Below are 16,013 nucleotides of genomic sequence, written 5' to 3'. Positions count from 1 at the left end.
GCGTAGCGCGCCTTTGGCGAACAAAGAAAACCCGCTTTGCGGGTTTCGATAAAAGTGCCTCGCCCGCCGGGGCGAGACCCGGCCAGCTGAACTAAAAAGAGGAAAGAGGAGGAAGAGCGCGCTCAGCCGGAGCAAGACCCGGCAAGCCCCCCCGCTGCATCGCCAATCAGCGTTAATTGGCCGCAGTAAACCGACGCCTCACATGCCGAGGCGTCTCCACCTCATCCACAATCGCCACGGCCAGGTCGGCCACCGAGATCCCGGCCGGCTTATCCCCCTGGCCGGGCAGCAGTTCATCGCCACCCAGCCGGTATTTGCCGCTGCGCTCGCCGGGCGCCAAGCCAATGGGCGGCGAGACAAAACTCCAGTCCAGCGAGGCTTCGAGCTTGAGCTGGTTGAGCGCCTCACGCGCTGCCAGCGCGCCCTGTTTGTATTCGGCGGGGAACTGCGGCGTGTCCACCAGTTGCAGGCCGGGTGCCACATACAGGCTGCCCGCGCCGCCCACCACCAGCAGGCGCTTGACGCCGGCCTGCTTGACGCCAGTCACGATGGCCTGGCTGGCCTGCAGGTGCAGGTCGTAAATCTTCGGTTCGCCCCAGCCGGGGTTGTAGGCGCTGATGACGGCGTCATGGCCGGCCACGGCCTTGGCGACCTGGCCGGCGTCCAGCGCGTCCGCGGCGACGACGGTGAGGCCGGTTTGCGGCGCGACTTTGCCGGGGTTGCGGGCCAGCACTGTGACCTTGTGGCCGCGGCTCAGCAATTCGGAAAGAATCGGTGCGCCGACAAAACCGGTGGCGCCTATGAGTGCGATGTTCATGGTGGAGATTTCCCTGTGGTTGAAAGAAGCTGTTAGTTTGATTGCTTCACAAGTAACTGAATAGACGGCAAAATCCGACAACACTGTGAAGTACAACTAATCAATGAGCGATAAATCCCTGGACCAACTCAAGCGCATGGCCGTCTTTGCCGAGGTGGTGGCGGCAGGCTCGCTGACGGCGGCGGCGCGCCGCTTGGGCATGACGCCTTCGGCCGTGAGCCAGCATTTGCGCCAGCTGGAACAGGCGCTGGGCCTGGCCCTGCTGCACCGCTCGACCCGGCGCCTCACGCTGACCGAGGCCGGCGAGCGCTACCACGCCGGTTGCGCGGCCATGGTGGGCGCCGCGCGCGAGGCCGAGCAAGCCCTGGTGCGCCTGCGCGACGAACCCGAGGGCGAGCTGCGGCTGGCCGCGCCCGTGGGCTTCGGCAGCCTGCTGGCCTCGGCGCTGGCGCCGCTGCGCGGCTACCCCAGGCTCAGCCTGCGCCTGCTGCTGGACGACAAGCTGATAGACCTGATCGCGGAGCGTGTGGACATCGCGGTGCGCGTAGGCGAGATGGCCGACTCCAGCCTGGTCGCGCGCAAGCTGGGCAGCACGGCGCGCCAGCTCTGCGCCTCGCCGGCCTACCTGGCCGAACGCGGCTGGCCCGCCACGCCGCAGGATTTGCTGCGCCACGACTGGCTGGGCAGCAAACCCAACAGCAGCAACAACGCGGACATGCTGGAGCTGCTGGGCCCGTCCGGCGAATGCGAAACCCTGAGGCTGGAAGGCAGGGTGCAGGTGTCGCAGGTCACGGCGCTGCACGCGCTGGCCGTCGCCGGCTGGGGCATCAGCATGGGCGTGAGCGAGGACGACCGCAAGGCGCTGGCCGAAGGCCGCTTGCTGCCGGTGCTGCCGGGCTGGCGCATGGAAGACATGCCGGTGTACGCCGTCACGCCGCGACGCGGCGAGCAACCGGCCAAGGTGCGCTACACGCTGGAGCTGCTGGCGGCCTGGTTTGGCGACAGGCAGGCGGCCGGCGTCAGGTCTGTTGCGGGCCCGGCCTGAACACCCGCCCGCCCAACATCACACAAGCCAGCGCGACCACCACAAACGCGACGCCCGCCCATTGCCAGGGCGTGACGACCTCGCCCAGCACCAGCATGCCGGTGGCCAACCCGACGACGGGCACACCCAGGCTGAAAGGCGCGACGCGGTTCGCGGGGTGGCGCTTGAGCAGGTTCGTCCACAGGCCGTAACCCAGGATGGTGGCGGCCCAGCCCAGGTAGGCCACAGCGGCCAAGCTCGAGGCGCGCGCCTCCAGCCAGTGCCAGCGCAGGGGCTCGGGGTCGAACGTCCAGGAGAGGGCGGCAAACGGCAGCACCGCGACCAGGCTGCTCCACACCACAAAAGCCAGCGGCGAATAGTCCTTGTAAGCCTGCTGCACGCGCCGCGCCACGATGTTGGACATGGCCCACATGGCCGCCGCGCAGAGCGTGAGCAAAAAGCCCAGCGGCGTGGTGGCGCTGCTGCCGTCCGTGCCCACGTAGTTGAGCGCGAAGCAGGCCAGGCCCAGGGCCGCGAGCACCAGGCCGGCCTGCAGAGGGCGGCTGGCGCGTTCATGCAGCAGCACAAAACCGAACAGCGCCGTCCAGAACACCTGGGTCTGCTGCAACACCGAGGCCAGCGCCGCCGTCATGCCGACCTTGAGGGCGAGAAACAAAATGCCGAACTGCCCCACACCCTGGAAGAGGCCATAGAACACAATCCACTTCCACGCGATCTTGGGCGGGCGTATCAGCAGCACCAAAGGCAGGGCGGCGAACACATAGCGGGCGGTGCCGAGCTGAAACGGTGTGAAGTCGCGCAGCGCGAATTTCATCACCACAAAATTGATGCCCCACAGCACGACCACGGTCAGGGCGGCCGCCAGGTCGCGGCCTGTCAGGGCATTGTGTTGCATCGGCGGGCGGGGGACGCGGCTCAGGACAGCTGCATGCTGCGCGCGGCGTCCAGGTGCGCCTTGACGCGCTGGGCCAGCGCGACGTCGCCGGGGGTCTCGGGCCGCCATTCCTGGGCGGGCAAGGCCTTGCCGTCCAGGTCCACCGCGACAAACACCACCAGGCATTCGGTGATCACCGCCATCTGGCCGATTTTCATGTCGCCGGCGCGCACTTCCACCGAGATGTTCAGGCTGGTCTTGCCGGTATAGGCCAGCCGGGCTTCAACCTCGACCAGGTCGCCGATCATGATGGGGCGCTGAAAACGTATGCTGCCCACCGAAACGGTCACGCAGTAGCGCTTGGCCCAGCTGGTGGCGCAGGCATAACCGGCCTCGTCAATCCATTTCATGACGGTGCCGCCATGGACTTTGCCGCCAAAGTTGACGGTGCTGGGTTCGGCCAGAAAACGAAGCGTGATGGAAGACATGTGGGACTGCCAGTGGGTTGCGGGAGGTTCAGGCGTGCTGCCAGGCGATGCCGGCGACACGCATCATATTGTCGCCCATCACGCCCTCGATCTCGGCCGCGCCCAGGCCCGCCTGGCGCAGCGCCTCGGGCAACAGTCGCCAGGTTTCGACCGGCGTATAGCTCATGCGCTGAACGCTGCGGTCGTAACCGGCGGCCTTGGGCCACCAGTAGTCCGGGTCGTAGTCGCCGGGCGGGTTGTCGTTGAGTTCGTCCTGGCGGAAGCTGATGTCCAGGCCTATGCCCACATGCTGCGCGCCCACCAGGCCGGCCACATAGGCCACATGCCGCGCCATGTCGCCGGCGTGCGGCGTGCTGGTGCCGAGAAAAGCCGAAACACCCGAGATGCAGACCACGCCGCCGGTGGCCGCGCAGGCGCGTATCTGCTCGTCAGTGATGTTGCGGCCGTGCTCCACCAGCGCCAGCGGGTTGGCGTGGCTGAAGATCACCGGCTTTGACGAAGCTGCCATGATGTCCAGGCTGCAGCGCCGGCCGGTGTGCGAGCAGTCCATGAGCAGGCCGGCCTTGTTGACGGCCCGCACCATGCGCAGGCCCAGCGGCGTGAGGCCGCGCGCCTCGTCATGGCAGCCGTCGGCCACGCTGTTGTTGCGGTTGTAGGCAAAGTGGATTTGCCGCACGCCGAGCTCGCGGTACAGCGCCACCATCTCGGTGTGCTCCTGCAAGGGCATCGCGCCTTCGAGGTCAAAGCCGATGGCAAGCCGGCCCGCCGCGGCGGCTTCGCGGATCTCCTCCACGCTGGAGACCAGCCGGTAGCGATCCGGGTTCGCCGCGATCCTGGTGCGGAAGGCGGCGATCACCGCCATGATTTGCGACACCGGGTTCATGTCCATGCCGACGTTGATGGACACATAGTTGACGCCGGCGGCGCGCAAGGCGTCCATGGGCGAAAAGTCGGCCGCCGGGTGCAGCGGCAGGCAGGCATGGGCTTCCCAGTTGATCATGTCGGAGGCCTCCGTGGGTGAAAGGAAATTAAAGCACGCGCACGCCCGATGCGCCAGTCAAGAATAGCCACCGCTACGCCGTGGTGGCCACCCCGGCCTCGGCGCGGCGCTTGAAGCCGGTGGACGCTTCCATCAGGCTCAGCGTGTAGGCATTGGTGACCTTGCGCACCGCCAGGTCGGCCGAAGGCAGCATCTCCACCGTCTGGCCGCGCTGCATCACCATGAGCCGCTCGCACAAATGGGTGACGACGGCCAGGTCGTGGCTCACCATGATGAAAGTCAGGCCGCGCCGGCGCCGCAGTTCTTCGAGCAGGTTGAGCACCTCGGCCTGCACCGAGGCGTCCAGCGCCGAGGTGGGCTCGTCCAGCAACAGGATTTGCGGCTCCAGGATCAGGGCCCGCGCGATCGCGATGCGCTGGCGCTGCCCGCCCGAAAGCTGGTGCGGGTAACGAAAACGAAAGCCCGTGCCCAGGCCGACTTCCTCAAGCGCGCGCTCTATGCGCGCCTCCGCATCGAGGATGCCGTGGATGGCCAGCGGCTCGGCCAGGATGCGGTCCACCGTGTGGCGCGGGTGCAGCGAGCCGTATGGGTCCTGGAACACCATCTGCACCTGGCGTCTGAAGGCCTTGCTGCCGGGCGCGCTGTCCTGGCCCAGCAGCCGCACCGTGCCGGCCGTGCGCGGCGCCAGCCCGCAAATGGCGCGCAGCACCGTGGACTTGCCCGAGCCCGATTCGCCGACGATGCCGAAGCTCTCGCCGGGGTTCACGGTGAAAGACGTGTCGGCCACCGCGGCAAAACCGTCGTACACCACGCGCAGGCCGCTCACCTCCAGGCCCAGCGATGCGGAGGAAACCGGTGCGTTCACAGTGCCCACTCCGGTTTCCGGTCCAGCGTGGCCAGCGGATGGATGGACGCGCCCAGTTGCGGCAGGCAGGCCATCAGGCCGCGTGTGTAAGGGTGTTTGGCCTGGGCCAGGCCGCCGGCGGCAAGCTCCTCCACCACGCGGCCGGCATACATCACGAGGATGCGGTCGCAAAAGGTGGATACCAGCCGCAGGTCGTGCGAGACCAGGATCAGGCCCATGCCGCGTTCGGCCACCAGGGTGTCGAGTATGGACAGCACCTGCAGCTGCACCGTGACGTCCAGGGCCGAGGTGGGCTCGTCGGCGATCAGCAGGTCGGGGTCGGCGATCAGCATCATGGCGATCATCGCGCGCTGGCCCATGCCGCCCGAGACCTCATGCGGATAGAGCTTGAAGACGCGTGCCGGGTCGTCAATGCGCACCGACTCCAGCGCGGCGAGTGCGCGCTTTTTGGCTTCAGCCGACGAGACGCGCGTGTGGGCCTGCAGCGTCTCCACGATCTGCGCGCCAATCGTCATGACCGGGTTCAGCGAAAACTTCGGGTCCTGCAGCACCATGGCGATGCGGCCGCCGCGCAGCGCACGGCGCTGCGCCGGCACGCAGTTGAGCAGGTCCGTACCAGAGAATTCCAGGCGTTGGGCGCTGATGCGGCCCTCCGGTGCGGTCAGCCCCATGATGGCGCGGCCGGTCTGCGACTTGCCCGAGCCCGATTCCCCCACGATGCCCAGGCGCTCGCGGCCCAGCGTGAAAGACACACCGCGCACCGCTTCGGTCATGCCGCCGTCGCGGCGCGGAAAGCTGACGCGCAGGTCCTCAACGACGAGCAGGGGTGTTGCGGAATGCGCCGTCATTTGGCCGCCTTGGGGTCCAGCGCGTCGCGCAAGCCGTCGCCCAGCAGGTTGAAGGCCAGGCTCACGATAAAAATCGCGGCGCCGGGCGCGGCCGCCACCCACCACTGGTCCAGCACATACAGGCGGCCGTTGGCGATCATCGCGCCCCACTCCGGCATGGGAGGCTGCGCGCCCAGGCCCAAAAAGCCCAGGCCGGCGGCGGTCAGGATGATGCCGGCCATGTCCAGCGTGACGCGCACGATCACTGAGGACACGCACAGCGGCATGATGTGGCCCAGCACGATGCGCCAGGGTGAGGCGCCTAGCAGTTGCACGGCGGCGATGTAATCAGTCTGGCGTATCGTCAACGTCTCGGCGCGCGCCATGCGCGCATAAGGCGGCCAGGAGGTAATGGCGATCGCGATCACCGCGTTCTGTATGCCGGGCCCCAGCGCCGCGACAAAGGCCAGCGCCAGGATGAGGCGCGGAAACGCGAGAAAGATGTCGGTGATGCGCATCAGCACCGCATCGACCCAGCCGCCGGCATAACCGGCCACGGTGCCGACGACCAGGCCCAGCGGCGCGGCCAGCACCGCCACCAGGATCACCACCATCAGCGTGATGCGCGAGCCTATGATGACGCGCGAAAAAATGTCGCGCCCCTGGTCGTCGGTGCCGAACCAGTGCGTCCACGAAGGCGGCAGCAAGCGCGTGGTGCGCAGGTCGCCGGTATAGGCCGAATAAGGCACCAGCAGCTCGGCAAAGATCGCCACCCCGACCAGGCCCAGCACGATAAAGAGGCCCAGCATGGCCAGCCGGTTGCGTGAAAAATCGCGGCAGCCGTGGTAGACCCGGCCCATAAAGGCCTGGCGGCGCGAGGTGGGCCTGTCGGTGTCCAGCCAGCTGCGCAAGAATGCGGCTTTGGAAGTCATCGAATGCGGGTCCTTGGATCAAGCAGCTTGTAGAGCACGTCGGAGAGCAGGTTCAGCCCCACAAAAATCGAGCCCACGATGATGGTCCCGCCCAGCACCGCATTCATGTCGGCGTTCTGCAGCGAGTTGGTGATGTACAGGCCCAGGCCCGGCCAGGCGAACACGGTCTCGGTCAGCACCGAGCCTTCGAGCAGGCCGGCATAGGACAGCGCAATCACCGTCACCAGCGGCACCATGGCATTGCGCAGCGCGTGGCGCCAGATGATGCGCGACTCCGACAAACCCTTGGCGCGCGCGGCGATCACGTATTCCTGCGCGAGTTCGTTGAGCATGAAGGAACGCGTCATGCGGCTGATGTAGGCCAGCGCGAAATAACCGAGCAGCGAGGCTGGCAGGATCAGGTGCGAAAACACATTGCGAAATGCCTCCCACTCGCCGGCCATGGCGGTGTCCAGCAGCAGCAAGCCGGTGACGGGCGTGAGCGTGTATTCATAGCTGACGTCGATGCGGCCCGGCCCCGAGACCCAGCCCAGGCGCGCATAAAACACCACCAGCGCCATCAGCCCCAGCCAGAAGATGGGCACCGAATAACCCACCAGGCCTATCACGCGCACCACCTGGTCCACCAGCTTGCCGCGCCGCACGGCCGCCCACACGCCCAGCGGCACGCCCAGGCCCGCGCCTATCAAGATGCCCAGGCTGGCCAGCTCCAGCGTGGCCGGAAAGGCGCGCTTGATGTCTGTCATCACCGGGTTGGCGGTCAGCACCGAGGTGCCGAAGTCGCCCTTGAGCACCTTGCCCAGGTAGATGTAGAACTGCTGGTAGATCGGCTTGTCCAGCCCCAGCTCTTCGCGCACGCGCGCGATCACATGGGCCGGCGCCCGGTCGCCCACGATGGCCAGCACCGGGTCTATCGGGATCACCCGGCCTATGAAAAACGTGACCGCGAGCAGGCCCAGGTAGGTGAGCAGTATCACCACCAGGAAGTTGCCAAAGCTCCTGGCGTGCGGTGCAAGGCGCTGGCCGGCCGTGCGCGTGCGCACCGCGCTGAGCGGCGCCACGCCGGCGGCCGTGGGATCGGGGATGGCCAAAGTCGGTGGAGCCGTCAGCGCTTGGACACGTTGAACACGTAGTTGCTGTCGAAGGTCGGGCCCAGCTTCAGGCCGTCGACGTTGCTGCGGTAGGCCGCCACCTCGGTCTGCTGGTACAGCATGATGAAGGGGCTGGTCTTGCGGAACTCGGCCTGCAGCTCCTCGTACATCTTCTTGCGCTTGCCGGCATCGCGCTCCAGCACGGCGGCGTCCGACTGCTTGGTCAGCTCGGGAATCGCCCAGGCGTTGCGCCAGGCCAGGGGCTTGGCCTTGGCGTCGTCGGCGTTGTCGGGGTTGCGCGTGAAGGTGTCGGCGTTCGAATGCGGGTCCCAGTAGTCGGCGCCCCACTGGCCTATGTACATGTCGTGGGTGCGCGCGCGGTACTTGGTCAGCGTCTGCTTGCCGTCGCCGGGAATGATCTCGATGTCTATGCCGGCCTGCTTGGCCGTCTGCTGGAAGGCTTCGGTGATGCCCTGCACCGGCTGTATGGTGCGCATGTCTATGGTCACCTTGAAGCCGTTGGGCAGGCCCGCCTTGGCCAGCAGCTGTTTGGCCTTGGCCACGTCGAGCTTGTAGGGCTTTTCGGTGCTCGCGCCCAGCAGGCCCTGCGGCAAAAAGTTCTGGTTGACCACACCGATGTTCTTGATCAGCGTGTCGCCGATGGCACCGTAGTCGACCAGGTATTTCATGGCCTCGCGCACCTCGGGCTTGGCCAGGTTGGGGTTCTTCTGGTTCAGGCTGATGTAGTAGACCGTGCCCTTGGGCGTGGAGGTGAGCTTCACGTCCTTGTTGGCCGAAAGCGCCGCGATGTCCTGCGGGCTCAGGTTGCGGGCGATGTCGATATCGCCTTTTTCCAGCAACAGGCGCTGTGTGGCCGACTCCTTCACGTGGCGGTAGATCACGCGCGCGAGTTTGGACTTGGTGCCGTAGTAGTTGTCGTTGCGCTCCAGCGCCACGATTTCATTGGCGCGCCATTCGCGCAGCTTGAGCGGGCCGGAGCCGGCGTAGTTGGTCTTGAGCCAGGCATAGCCCCAGTCGCCATTGACCTCCTTGGACTGCACCAGCTTCATGTCGACGATGCCGGCCACATTGGCCGTCAGGCAGTTGAAGACGAAGGTTGGCGCATAGGCCTTGTCGGTCTCCATGGTCAGCACGGTCGGGCTGGTGGCCTTGATCTTGTCCTTGACGTTGGTCTTGGAAAAACCGAACTGGGTCAGGATGAAGGCCGGCGATTTGTCCAGCATCACGGCACGCTGCAGCGAGTAGGCCACCTCTTCGGCCGTCAGCGGATTGCCCGAGGCGAATTTGAGGCCGGGCTTGATCTCGAAGGTATAGGTCTTGCCGTCGGCCGAGACACTCCAGGACTTGGCCACGTCGCCCACCAGCTTGGAAGGGTCGTTCACGTCCAGGCGCAGCAGGCGGTCGTAAGTGTTGCCCATGACTTCACCGGCGGACAGCTCGAAGGCCTCGGCCGGGTCCATGGTGATGATGTCGTCAAAGCCGAAGGCCAGCACCAGCGTGTCCTTGGGCGTGGCGGCCAGCGCGGCGCCGGCGCCGCAGGCCAGCATGGCGGCCGCGGCCGTGGCGCAGAGCACGCGGCGGCTGATGAGGGGGAGCATGTGGTTCAAGATGGTTTCCTTCTGTTGGACGGTTCAAAAAGAATGCGCTGCGCCGCTTGTGGCGGCTGCGCCCTGGCCCTGAGAGGCTTAAGAGGAGAGCACGAACCGTGCCCATATACCCCGCTTGTTGCCGCTCGTAACTTGTACATACAAGCTCGGCAGCTGATGCATTCTGCGCCGCTGCCCGCTCGCGTCAAGACCCGGGTTTTCCGCGATTGCCGAGCGAACCAAAAAGGGGCGTCGGGTCTGTCTCCCCGGATTTCATCGCGCTTTTGCCGCCGATGGCAAAACCCGCCCCAAACACCGGTTTACGGAGGAAAACACCTAGCAAAACCGCGCCCACCCGGCTTGACGGTCAATTTGGTGTAACGATACAGTAAATCGTTCTACAAAGAACACCGAGATTCCCCAGCGCACCGCAAAACACATCACATCAGGAGACAAAAAATGGGTTCACTTTCACGCCGCCGCTTTGTCCAGGCCACTTCTGCCGCCTCCGTTGCCATGGCGACGGGTTTTTCGGGCCTGGCCAAGGCCCAGTCCACCGTCGCGCTGCGCCTGTCGTCCGCGCACCTGCCCGACCTCAATTCCTCGCACTTCGCCTGGCAGCAGCTCATGGAGGCCAACCTCAAAAAGGCCGTGGGCGACAAAATACGCATCGACTACTTTCCCAACAACCAGCTCGGCAAGGAGAGCGACGTGGTGCAACAGGTCAAGGTCGGCTCCATCGACATGATGCTGACCGGCTCGTCCATCTGGGCCACGGTGACGCCGCAGCTGGGCATGCTGGACCTGGGTTACCTGTTCGACAGCTACGAGCACGTGGCCAAGGCGCTGGACAGCGGCGTGGGCGCCAAACTCAACGAGATGCTGCAGAAAAGCACCGGCTGCCAGGTCATCACCTGGAGCGCGCATTACGGCGCCCGCAACGTCTACACCAAGCAGCCGGTCAAGTCGCTGGCCGATATCAAAAACGTCAAGCTGCGCGTGCTGCCGACGCCGGCTTTTATCGAGACCTTCAAGATCATGGGCGCCATCCCCACGCCGATTTCCTTCGGCGAGCTCTACATGGCCGCGCAGACCGGCGTGGTCGACGGCTTTGAACACGATTCGGGCACGGTGCTGGCCAGCAAGCTCAACGAAGTCGTCAAGCACTGCTGGATGACCGAGCACCTGTTCAGCCCCATGGTCTGCATCATGGGCAAGCGCGGCGTAGAGCGGATCCCGGCCGAACTGCGCCCGGCCTTCATGAAGGCCGCCGCCGATTCGACGGTGCAGCTGCGCAAGACCGGCACCGAAAAAGGCCTGCAGGGCATTGAAGACCTGAAGAAACTCGGCATCACTTTCACGCCCATGGCCAAAAACGAGCGCGACCAGGTGCGCAAGGAAATGGAAACCAAGCTCTGGGCCGGCTTTGCCAAGCAGTATCCTGAAACCGCGCCGCTGTTCACGGCCATCAGCGCGGCGCGGGGCTGAGCATGGAAGCCACCCTGTCGGCGGCCCTGCCCGGTACCGCAGCCGCCAGCCCCCCAGCCCCGTCCCACAACCCGGCGCATGCCTCGGCGCCCGGCTTCAGCGTCGGCCATTCGCCGGGCCGCTGGCTGGCCTGGCTGATGCGCATGACCGAGTACGTCGCGGGCGTGGTGCTGGCCGTCGACATGCTGGTGGTGTTTGCCTCGGTGGTGTTCCGCTACTTTCTGCATGAGCCTTTTGACTGGGCCGAGGAGGTGGCGCGCGCGCTGATGATCGTGCTGGTGTTTTTCGGCGCAGCCACGGTGCTGGCACGCAGCCAGCATGTGGGCGTGGACATCTTCCGCGGCTTCCTGCCCGTGCGCTGGCAGCCGGCGCTGATCCAGTTCGCGAGCTGGATCATCGTGGGGGTTTCGGCCAGCCTCTTCGTCTCGTCGGTCGGCCTGCTGGTGGACTCCTGGTCCAGCACCACGCCCATAGGCCTGCCGCAATGGATTTACACCTTCCCCGTCGTGATCGGCAGCCTGTTCATGACCCTGTTCGGCATCGCCAACGCAGTCAATGGGCCTTCGCGCGTGGTCTGGTCCACGCTGGGAATCGGCATCGCCATGGTGGCGGCGGTGGTGGGCTGGAACATGCTGCTGCCCGGCCTGGCCATCAAGCCCTGGATGCTGCTGACCGCCGGCTTCCTGGGCGGGCTGCTGCTGGGCGTGCCGATCGCCTTTGTGCTGGGCCTGTCCTCGCTGGTGTTCTTCATGGCCGACCCGTCCCTGCCCATGCTGGTGTATTCGCAGCAGGTGATGGCGGGCACCGACCACTATGTACTGCTGGCGATTCCCTTCTTTGTGCTGGCCGGGCTGCTGATGGAGTCCAACGGCATGTCATCGCGCCTCATCGAACTGCTGCTGCGCATGTTCGGCCGGGTGCGCGGCGGGCTGGGGCTGATCACCATCACGGCAACCGCCTTCTTCTCGGGCGTGTCGGGCTCCAAGCTGGCCGACATCGCGGCGGTGGGCGGCATCATCATGCCGGCGGTGCGCAAGACCAAACAGGACCCGAACGAGACCGCGGGCCTCTTGGCCTGCACGGCCGTGATGGCCGAGACGATTCCGCCCTGCATCAACATGATCATCATGGGTTTTGTCGCCAACATCTCGATTGCCGGCCTCTTCATGGCCGGGCTGGTGCCGGCGGCCGTGCTGGCGCTGTCGCTGGCGGCGGTGACGGTTTACGTGGGCACGCGCATCAACCCCGACGAGGCCTTTGACGTGCGCACGCCGATGCTGCGCCTGCTGGGCGGCGCCATGGTGGCGCTGGTCATGGTGGCGATGATCGGCAAGGGCGTGACCTCGGGCGTGGCGACCTCCACCGAGGTTTCGGCCTTTGCCGTGGTCTATGCGCTGGTGGTGGGCTGGATGGCGTTTCGCGAGCTCACGGTGAAGTCGGTGGCGCAGCTCTTTGTGCGCTCGGCCTCCATGGCCGGCGGCATCCTCTTTATCGTGGCGGCGGCGTCCAGCGTGTCGTTTGCGCTGACCATACAGCAGATCCCGCAATACCTGTCGACCTTCATGATCGGTTTTGCGCATGCCTACGGCAGCACCATGTTCGTGATTCTTTCGGTGCTCATCATGATCGTCTTCGGCGCCGTGCTGGAGGGCGCGCCCGCGCTGATCATTTTCGGCCCCCTGCTGACGCCGATTGCCTCCCAGCTGGGCGTCAATCCATTACATTTTGGGACCGTCATGGTGATTGCCATGGGATTGGGCTTGTTCGCGCCGCCGGTCGGGTTGGGCTTGTTCGCCACCTGCGCCATCACCGGCACGCATGTCAAGGACGTGGCCCGGCCCATGATGAAATACCTGGCGGTGCTGTTCGTCACGCTGATCCTGCTGGTGCTGGTGCCGCAATTCTCGTTGTGGCTACCCACCCGCATGGGCCTCTGACAATGCCTTCAACCTCTTGATGAAAAGAAGAACGCCGTGAGCAAGATCCGAGATGTCGCCAGCCTGGCCGGGGTTTCCACCAGCACCGTGTCCAACGTGCTCAACGGCCGTGCCAACCGCATGGCCGCCGAGACGCTGGCGCGCGTGGAAGCCGCGATCGCCGAGCTCAAGTACCGGCCCAACTCCACGGCGCGCCAGCTGAAGACCGGCTACACGCCGCTGATAGGCCTGCTGGTACCGTCCATGGCCAACCCCATGTACGGCTTCATCGCGCGCGAGATCGAAACCCTGGCACAGGAGCGCTACGGCTTTCGCATCATGATTGGCAACACCTATCGCGACAGGGACAAGGAGACGCGCTTCTTCGACGACCTGCTGGCCCACGGCGTGCGCGGCGTGATCATCATCTCCTCGCTGATCGACGAGCAGCACGTGGAGGCCGCGGCCGAACGCGGCATGGTGATGGTGAGCTACGACAGGCGCGCCACGCCCAATATGCGTTCCATCGTTGACCATGTCACGGTGGACAGCTTCGAGTCGGCGCGCATCGCCACGCAGCACCTGATAGACCTGGGCCATCGCCGCCTGGCGTTTGTCACGCCGGCCGGCCGCACCATGAGCCGTAACGAAAAAATCGCCGGCTTCCTGTCGGCCGCCAAAACCGCGGGGCTGGAGGGCAGCGCCCGCGTTGTCGAGGGCACGCCGGTCGACGAGTACGGCGACTCGATGATGAGCGAAGTCGGCCGCGCCCAGGCCGGCCTGCTGGCCAAACTGCCGGAGCGGCCCACCGGCGTGATAGGCGTCAACGACCTGATGGCTTTCGGCCTGATGGCGGGTTTTCGCGACGCGGGCCTGGCCGTGCCCGAGGACGTGTCGGTGATCGGCATAGACAACGTGTTCCTCTCTACCTTGATGCACCCGGCCATGACCAGCGTGCGCCTGCCGGTGCCCGAGATGGCGCAGGTCATGGTCGAGCGCGTGATGAGCCGGTTGGCCGACCCCTCCATAGAGACCCGGGAATACATCTTCCAGCCCACGCTGGTGGCGCGCGATTCCGCCGTGAGATACCAGGCCCGCGGGCGCTGATTTTTGGTACGCACTGAACACAAGGTTTTTGAATGGCAACGGTTTTTGTCAGCCACCCCCAAAGCAAGCTAGGGCACTACTTCGGCGACCGCGCGATCGCCGCGCTGCGGGCCGTCGCGGAGGTGCGTTTCAACCCGGGCGACACCGACCTCTCCTCCAGCGAACTGGCCGCGCTGGCCGCCGATTGCGAGGTCATCATTTCCTACCGCCAGACGGTGGGCGACGAGGCGCTGTTTGCGGCGCTGCCCCGCCTGCTGGCCTTTGTGCGCTGCGCCATCGACATCCGCAACATCGACGTGCCGGCCGCCAGCCGACACGGCGTGCTGGTCACCCAGGCCAGCGCGGGTTTTATCCCCTCGGTCAGCGAATGGATTGTCGGCGTGATGATTGACTTGAGCCGCCACATCAGCAGGGCCGCGGCCGACTACCACGCGGGCCGGCCCGTGCTGCCCGCCATGGGCCGCGAGCTGCGCGGCGCCACGCTAGGCGTGATCGGTTATGGGCAGATCAGCCGTTACCTCTGCGACGTGGCGCTCGCGCTGGGCATGCGCATCGTGGTGCACGACCCCTATACGCCGACCGGCCGCAAGGAGCTCGAGCAGCTCGAGCTGCTGCCCTTGCTGCAGCGCTCCGACTATGTGGTCTGCCTGGCCGCCGCGACGGAAGCCACCGAGAATTTGATGAACGCCACAACCTTTGCGGCCATGAAGCCCGGCGCGTTTTTTATCAATGCCTCACGCGGCAACCTGGTCGATGACGAGGCCTTGATCGCCGCGCTGGACGCCGGCACGATTGCCGGCTGCGCCGTCGACGTGGGCCGCGCGCCCGACCAGATGCCCTCGCCGCGCGTGGCCGCGCACCCGCGCGTGATCGCCTCACCCCATATAGGCGGCCTCACGCCGCCCGCGGTGGAACACCAGGCCATGGAAACCGTGGCCCAGGTGACCGAACTGCTGCAAGGGCGTGCGCCCCAGGGCGCGGTGAATGCGGCGCAGGCCCACCGCTGGCAGCAGGCCACGCAGGCGCCGCAGCCGGCCTGAATGCCGCCTGGCCTCACTCCCTCTTTTTGCGAAAGCCCTTTCCTTCATGCAAGCCACCCAGAACACCACCGACGCCGGCGCCTGCGACTGCCATGTGCATATCTACGAAGACAAATACCCCATGGTGCCCAATGTGGCCTGGGTGCCACCGCATCTGCCGGTCTCGACGTACCGCGAGGTGCAAAAGGCGCTGGGCCTGAGCCGCGCCGTCATCGTCCAGCCCTCGGCCTACGGCTTTGACAACAGCTGCACGCTGGACGCCGTGGCGCAGCTCGGCGAGTCGGGCCGCGGCATCGCGCTGGTGGCGCCCGAGGTGACGGATGCCGAGCTGCGGCGCCTGCACGACGGCGGCATCTGCGGCGTGCGTTACATGATGATCAACCCGGTGCTGGAGTGGAGTTCACTCGAGCCCATGGCGGCGCGCCTGGCCGCCATGGACTGGATGGTCAACCTGCAGCTCGACGGTCGCAATTTCCCTGAGCATGAAGAAATGCTCAAGCGCCTGCCCTGCAAGCTGGTGATAGACCACAACGGCAAGTTCCTCGAACCCGTCAAGCCCGAGCATCCCGCCTTCCAGTCGCTGCTACGCGTGCTGGACACCGGCAAGGTGTGGATCAAGCTGTCGGCGCCCTACGAGACTTCCAAAGTGGGCGCGCCCGGCTATGACGACGTGAGTCTGATCGCGCGCACGCTGGCCGAAAAATTTCAGGAACGCTGCCTGTGGGCCAGCAACTGGCCGCATCCAGGGCGCAATCCTCCGCCCTCCGAGGTCGAGCTGTATGACTTGCTGTTTTCCTGGGCTTCGAGTGATGAGGCGAGGCGAAAGATCCTGGTGGACAACCCGGCGGCGTTGTACGGGTTTCGCTAAGAGCTTGTCCTGTGAATGCGCCTTCAGCAGGGCGCGCACCGGCCAACA

At 65.8% G+C, this 16,013-nt stretch carries 15 protein-coding genes; 6 read left to right on the top strand and 9 right to left on the bottom strand.

The features are described from left to right. Positions 1 to 172: 172 nt before the first annotated feature. Positions 173 to 817: an NAD(P)-dependent oxidoreductase gene (locus BLQ85_RS18760; RefSeq protein ID WP_074579174.1), complete on the bottom strand. Its 645-nt coding sequence runs from the start codon at positions 815 to 817 to the stop codon at positions 173 to 175. Between the two features lie 103 nt (positions 818 to 920). Here BLQ85_RS18760 and BLQ85_RS18755 point away from each other — a divergent pair, with 103 nt between their 5' ends. Further along, positions 921 to 1,862: a LysR substrate-binding domain-containing protein gene (locus BLQ85_RS18755; protein WP_083336912.1), complete on the top strand. Its 942-nt coding sequence runs from the start codon at positions 921 to 923 to the stop codon at positions 1,860 to 1,862. Here the strand turns inward: BLQ85_RS18755 and BLQ85_RS18750 are convergent. The 8 genes from BLQ85_RS18750 to BLQ85_RS18715 all read right to left on the bottom strand — a co-directional run bounded on the left by BLQ85_RS18750 (position 1,837) and on the right by BLQ85_RS18715 (position 9,558). Further along, positions 1,837 to 2,757, bottom strand: a complete 921-nt coding sequence (locus tag BLQ85_RS18750; protein WP_074579172.1) for an EamA family transporter — start codon at positions 2,755 to 2,757, stop codon at positions 1,837 to 1,839. The two genes, BLQ85_RS18755 and BLQ85_RS18750, sit on opposite strands and share 26 nt — an antisense overlap. Positions 2,758 to 2,777: 20 nt before the next feature. Beyond that, positions 2,778 to 3,224 carry an acyl-CoA thioesterase gene (locus BLQ85_RS18745; protein WP_074579169.1) on the bottom strand — a complete coding sequence of 149 codons (447 nt, stop codon included), beginning with the start codon at positions 3,222 to 3,224 and terminating at the stop codon, positions 2,778 to 2,780. Positions 3,225 to 3,252: 28 nt separating this feature from the next. Beyond that, a complete protein-coding gene (locus BLQ85_RS18740; protein WP_074579168.1) occupies positions 3,253 to 4,224 on the bottom strand; it encodes a dipeptidase in 972 nt (323 codons plus the stop codon). Between the two features lie 73 nt (positions 4,225 to 4,297). Further along, complete coding sequence (locus BLQ85_RS18735) at positions 4,298 to 5,062, bottom strand: ABC transporter ATP-binding protein (protein WP_074579208.1); 765 nt, start codon at positions 5,060 to 5,062, stop codon at positions 4,298 to 4,300. 23 nt (positions 5,063 to 5,085) lie between these two features. Then, on the bottom strand, positions 5,086 to 5,937 hold the full coding sequence (locus BLQ85_RS18730) for an ABC transporter ATP-binding protein (RefSeq protein ID WP_074579166.1): 852 nt from the start codon (positions 5,935 to 5,937) through the stop codon (positions 5,086 to 5,088). Further along, positions 5,934 to 6,848 (bottom strand): nickel transporter permease, encoded by a 915-nt coding sequence (nikC, locus tag BLQ85_RS18725; RefSeq protein WP_074579164.1) that lies wholly within the window; start codon positions 6,846 to 6,848, stop codon positions 5,934 to 5,936. The genes BLQ85_RS18730 and nikC overlap by 4 nt, the downstream gene beginning before the upstream one ends. Next, a complete protein-coding gene (locus BLQ85_RS18720) occupies positions 6,845 to 7,939 on the bottom strand; it encodes an ABC transporter permease (RefSeq protein WP_371327315.1) in 1,095 nt (364 codons plus the stop codon). Before BLQ85_RS18720 ends, nikC begins: the two co-directional genes overlap by 4 nt. 14 nt (positions 7,940 to 7,953) lie before the next feature. After that, complete coding sequence (locus BLQ85_RS18715) at positions 7,954 to 9,558, bottom strand: ABC transporter substrate-binding protein (protein WP_074579206.1); 1,605 nt, start codon at positions 9,556 to 9,558, stop codon at positions 7,954 to 7,956. 447 nt (positions 9,559 to 10,005) lie between these two features. Here BLQ85_RS18715 and BLQ85_RS18710 point away from each other — a divergent pair, with 447 nt between their 5' ends. From BLQ85_RS18710 to BLQ85_RS18690, 5 genes are all read left to right on the top strand, one after another. After that, on the top strand, positions 10,006 to 11,034 hold the full coding sequence (locus BLQ85_RS18710) for a TRAP transporter substrate-binding protein (protein WP_074579162.1): 1,029 nt from the start codon (positions 10,006 to 10,008) through the stop codon (positions 11,032 to 11,034). Between the two features lie 137 nt (positions 11,035 to 11,171). Next, a complete protein-coding gene (locus BLQ85_RS18705; protein ID WP_254806481.1) occupies positions 11,172 to 12,971 on the top strand; it encodes a TRAP transporter large permease in 1,800 nt (599 codons plus the stop codon). Positions 12,972 to 13,007: 36 nt separating this feature from the next. Then, on the top strand, positions 13,008 to 14,057 hold the full coding sequence (locus BLQ85_RS18700) for a LacI family DNA-binding transcriptional regulator (protein WP_074579160.1): 1,050 nt from the start codon (positions 13,008 to 13,010) through the stop codon (positions 14,055 to 14,057). A gap of 32 nt (positions 14,058 to 14,089) precedes the next feature. Beyond that, the gene (locus tag BLQ85_RS18695) at positions 14,090 to 15,097 is read left to right on the top strand and encodes an NAD(P)-dependent oxidoreductase (protein WP_074579158.1); all 1,008 of its coding nucleotides are present in this window, start codon (positions 14,090 to 14,092) and stop codon (positions 15,095 to 15,097) included. A gap of 46 nt (positions 15,098 to 15,143) precedes the next feature. Further along, positions 15,144 to 15,965 (top strand): amidohydrolase family protein, encoded by an 822-nt coding sequence (locus BLQ85_RS18690; protein ID WP_074579156.1) that lies wholly within the window; start codon positions 15,144 to 15,146, stop codon positions 15,963 to 15,965. Positions 15,966 to 16,013 lie beyond the last annotated feature (48 nt).

Origin of the sequence: Polaromonas sp. JS666, from assembly GCF_900103405.1 — a bacterium.
Taxonomy (GTDB): Bacteria; Pseudomonadota; Gammaproteobacteria; order Burkholderiales; family Burkholderiaceae_C; genus Polaromonas.
The sequence above is the reverse complement of the archived record's forward strand: the minus strand, read 5'-3'. Positions and strand labels throughout refer to the sequence as shown.

Excerpts from the sequence above, each read along its gene's own strand:
- BLQ85_RS18760 (WP_074579174.1), bottom strand. The coding sequence starts at position 817 with ATGAACATCGCACTCATAGGCGCCACCGGTTTTGTCGGCGCACCGATT.
- BLQ85_RS18755 (WP_083336912.1), top strand. The coding sequence starts at position 921 with ATGAGCGATAAATCCCTGGACCAACTCAAGCGCATGGCCGTCTTTGCC.
- BLQ85_RS18750 (WP_074579172.1), bottom strand. The coding sequence starts at position 2,757 with ATGCAACACAATGCCCTGACAGGCCGCGACCTGGCGGCCGCCCTGACC.
- BLQ85_RS18745 (WP_074579169.1), bottom strand. The coding sequence starts at position 3,224 with ATGTCTTCCATCACGCTTCGTTTTCTGGCCGAACCCAGCACCGTCAAC.
- BLQ85_RS18740 (WP_074579168.1), bottom strand. The coding sequence starts at position 4,224 with ATGATCAACTGGGAAGCCCATGCCTGCCTGCCGCTGCACCCGGCGGCC.
- BLQ85_RS18730 (WP_074579166.1), bottom strand. The coding sequence starts at position 5,937 with ATGACGGCGCATTCCGCAACACCCCTGCTCGTCGTTGAGGACCTGCGC.
- nikC (WP_074579164.1), bottom strand. The coding sequence starts at position 6,848 with ATGACTTCCAAAGCCGCATTCTTGCGCAGCTGGCTGGACACCGACAGG.
- BLQ85_RS18715 (WP_074579206.1), bottom strand. The coding sequence starts at position 9,558 with ATGCTCCCCCTCATCAGCCGCCGCGTGCTCTGCGCCACGGCCGCGGCC.
- BLQ85_RS18710 (WP_074579162.1), top strand. The coding sequence starts at position 10,006 with ATGGGTTCACTTTCACGCCGCCGCTTTGTCCAGGCCACTTCTGCCGCC.
- BLQ85_RS18705 (WP_254806481.1), top strand. The coding sequence starts at position 11,172 with ATGCGCATGACCGAGTACGTCGCGGGCGTGGTGCTGGCCGTCGACATG.
- BLQ85_RS18695 (WP_074579158.1), top strand. The coding sequence starts at position 14,090 with ATGGCAACGGTTTTTGTCAGCCACCCCCAAAGCAAGCTAGGGCACTAC.
- BLQ85_RS18690 (WP_074579156.1), top strand. The coding sequence starts at position 15,144 with ATGCAAGCCACCCAGAACACCACCGACGCCGGCGCCTGCGACTGCCAT.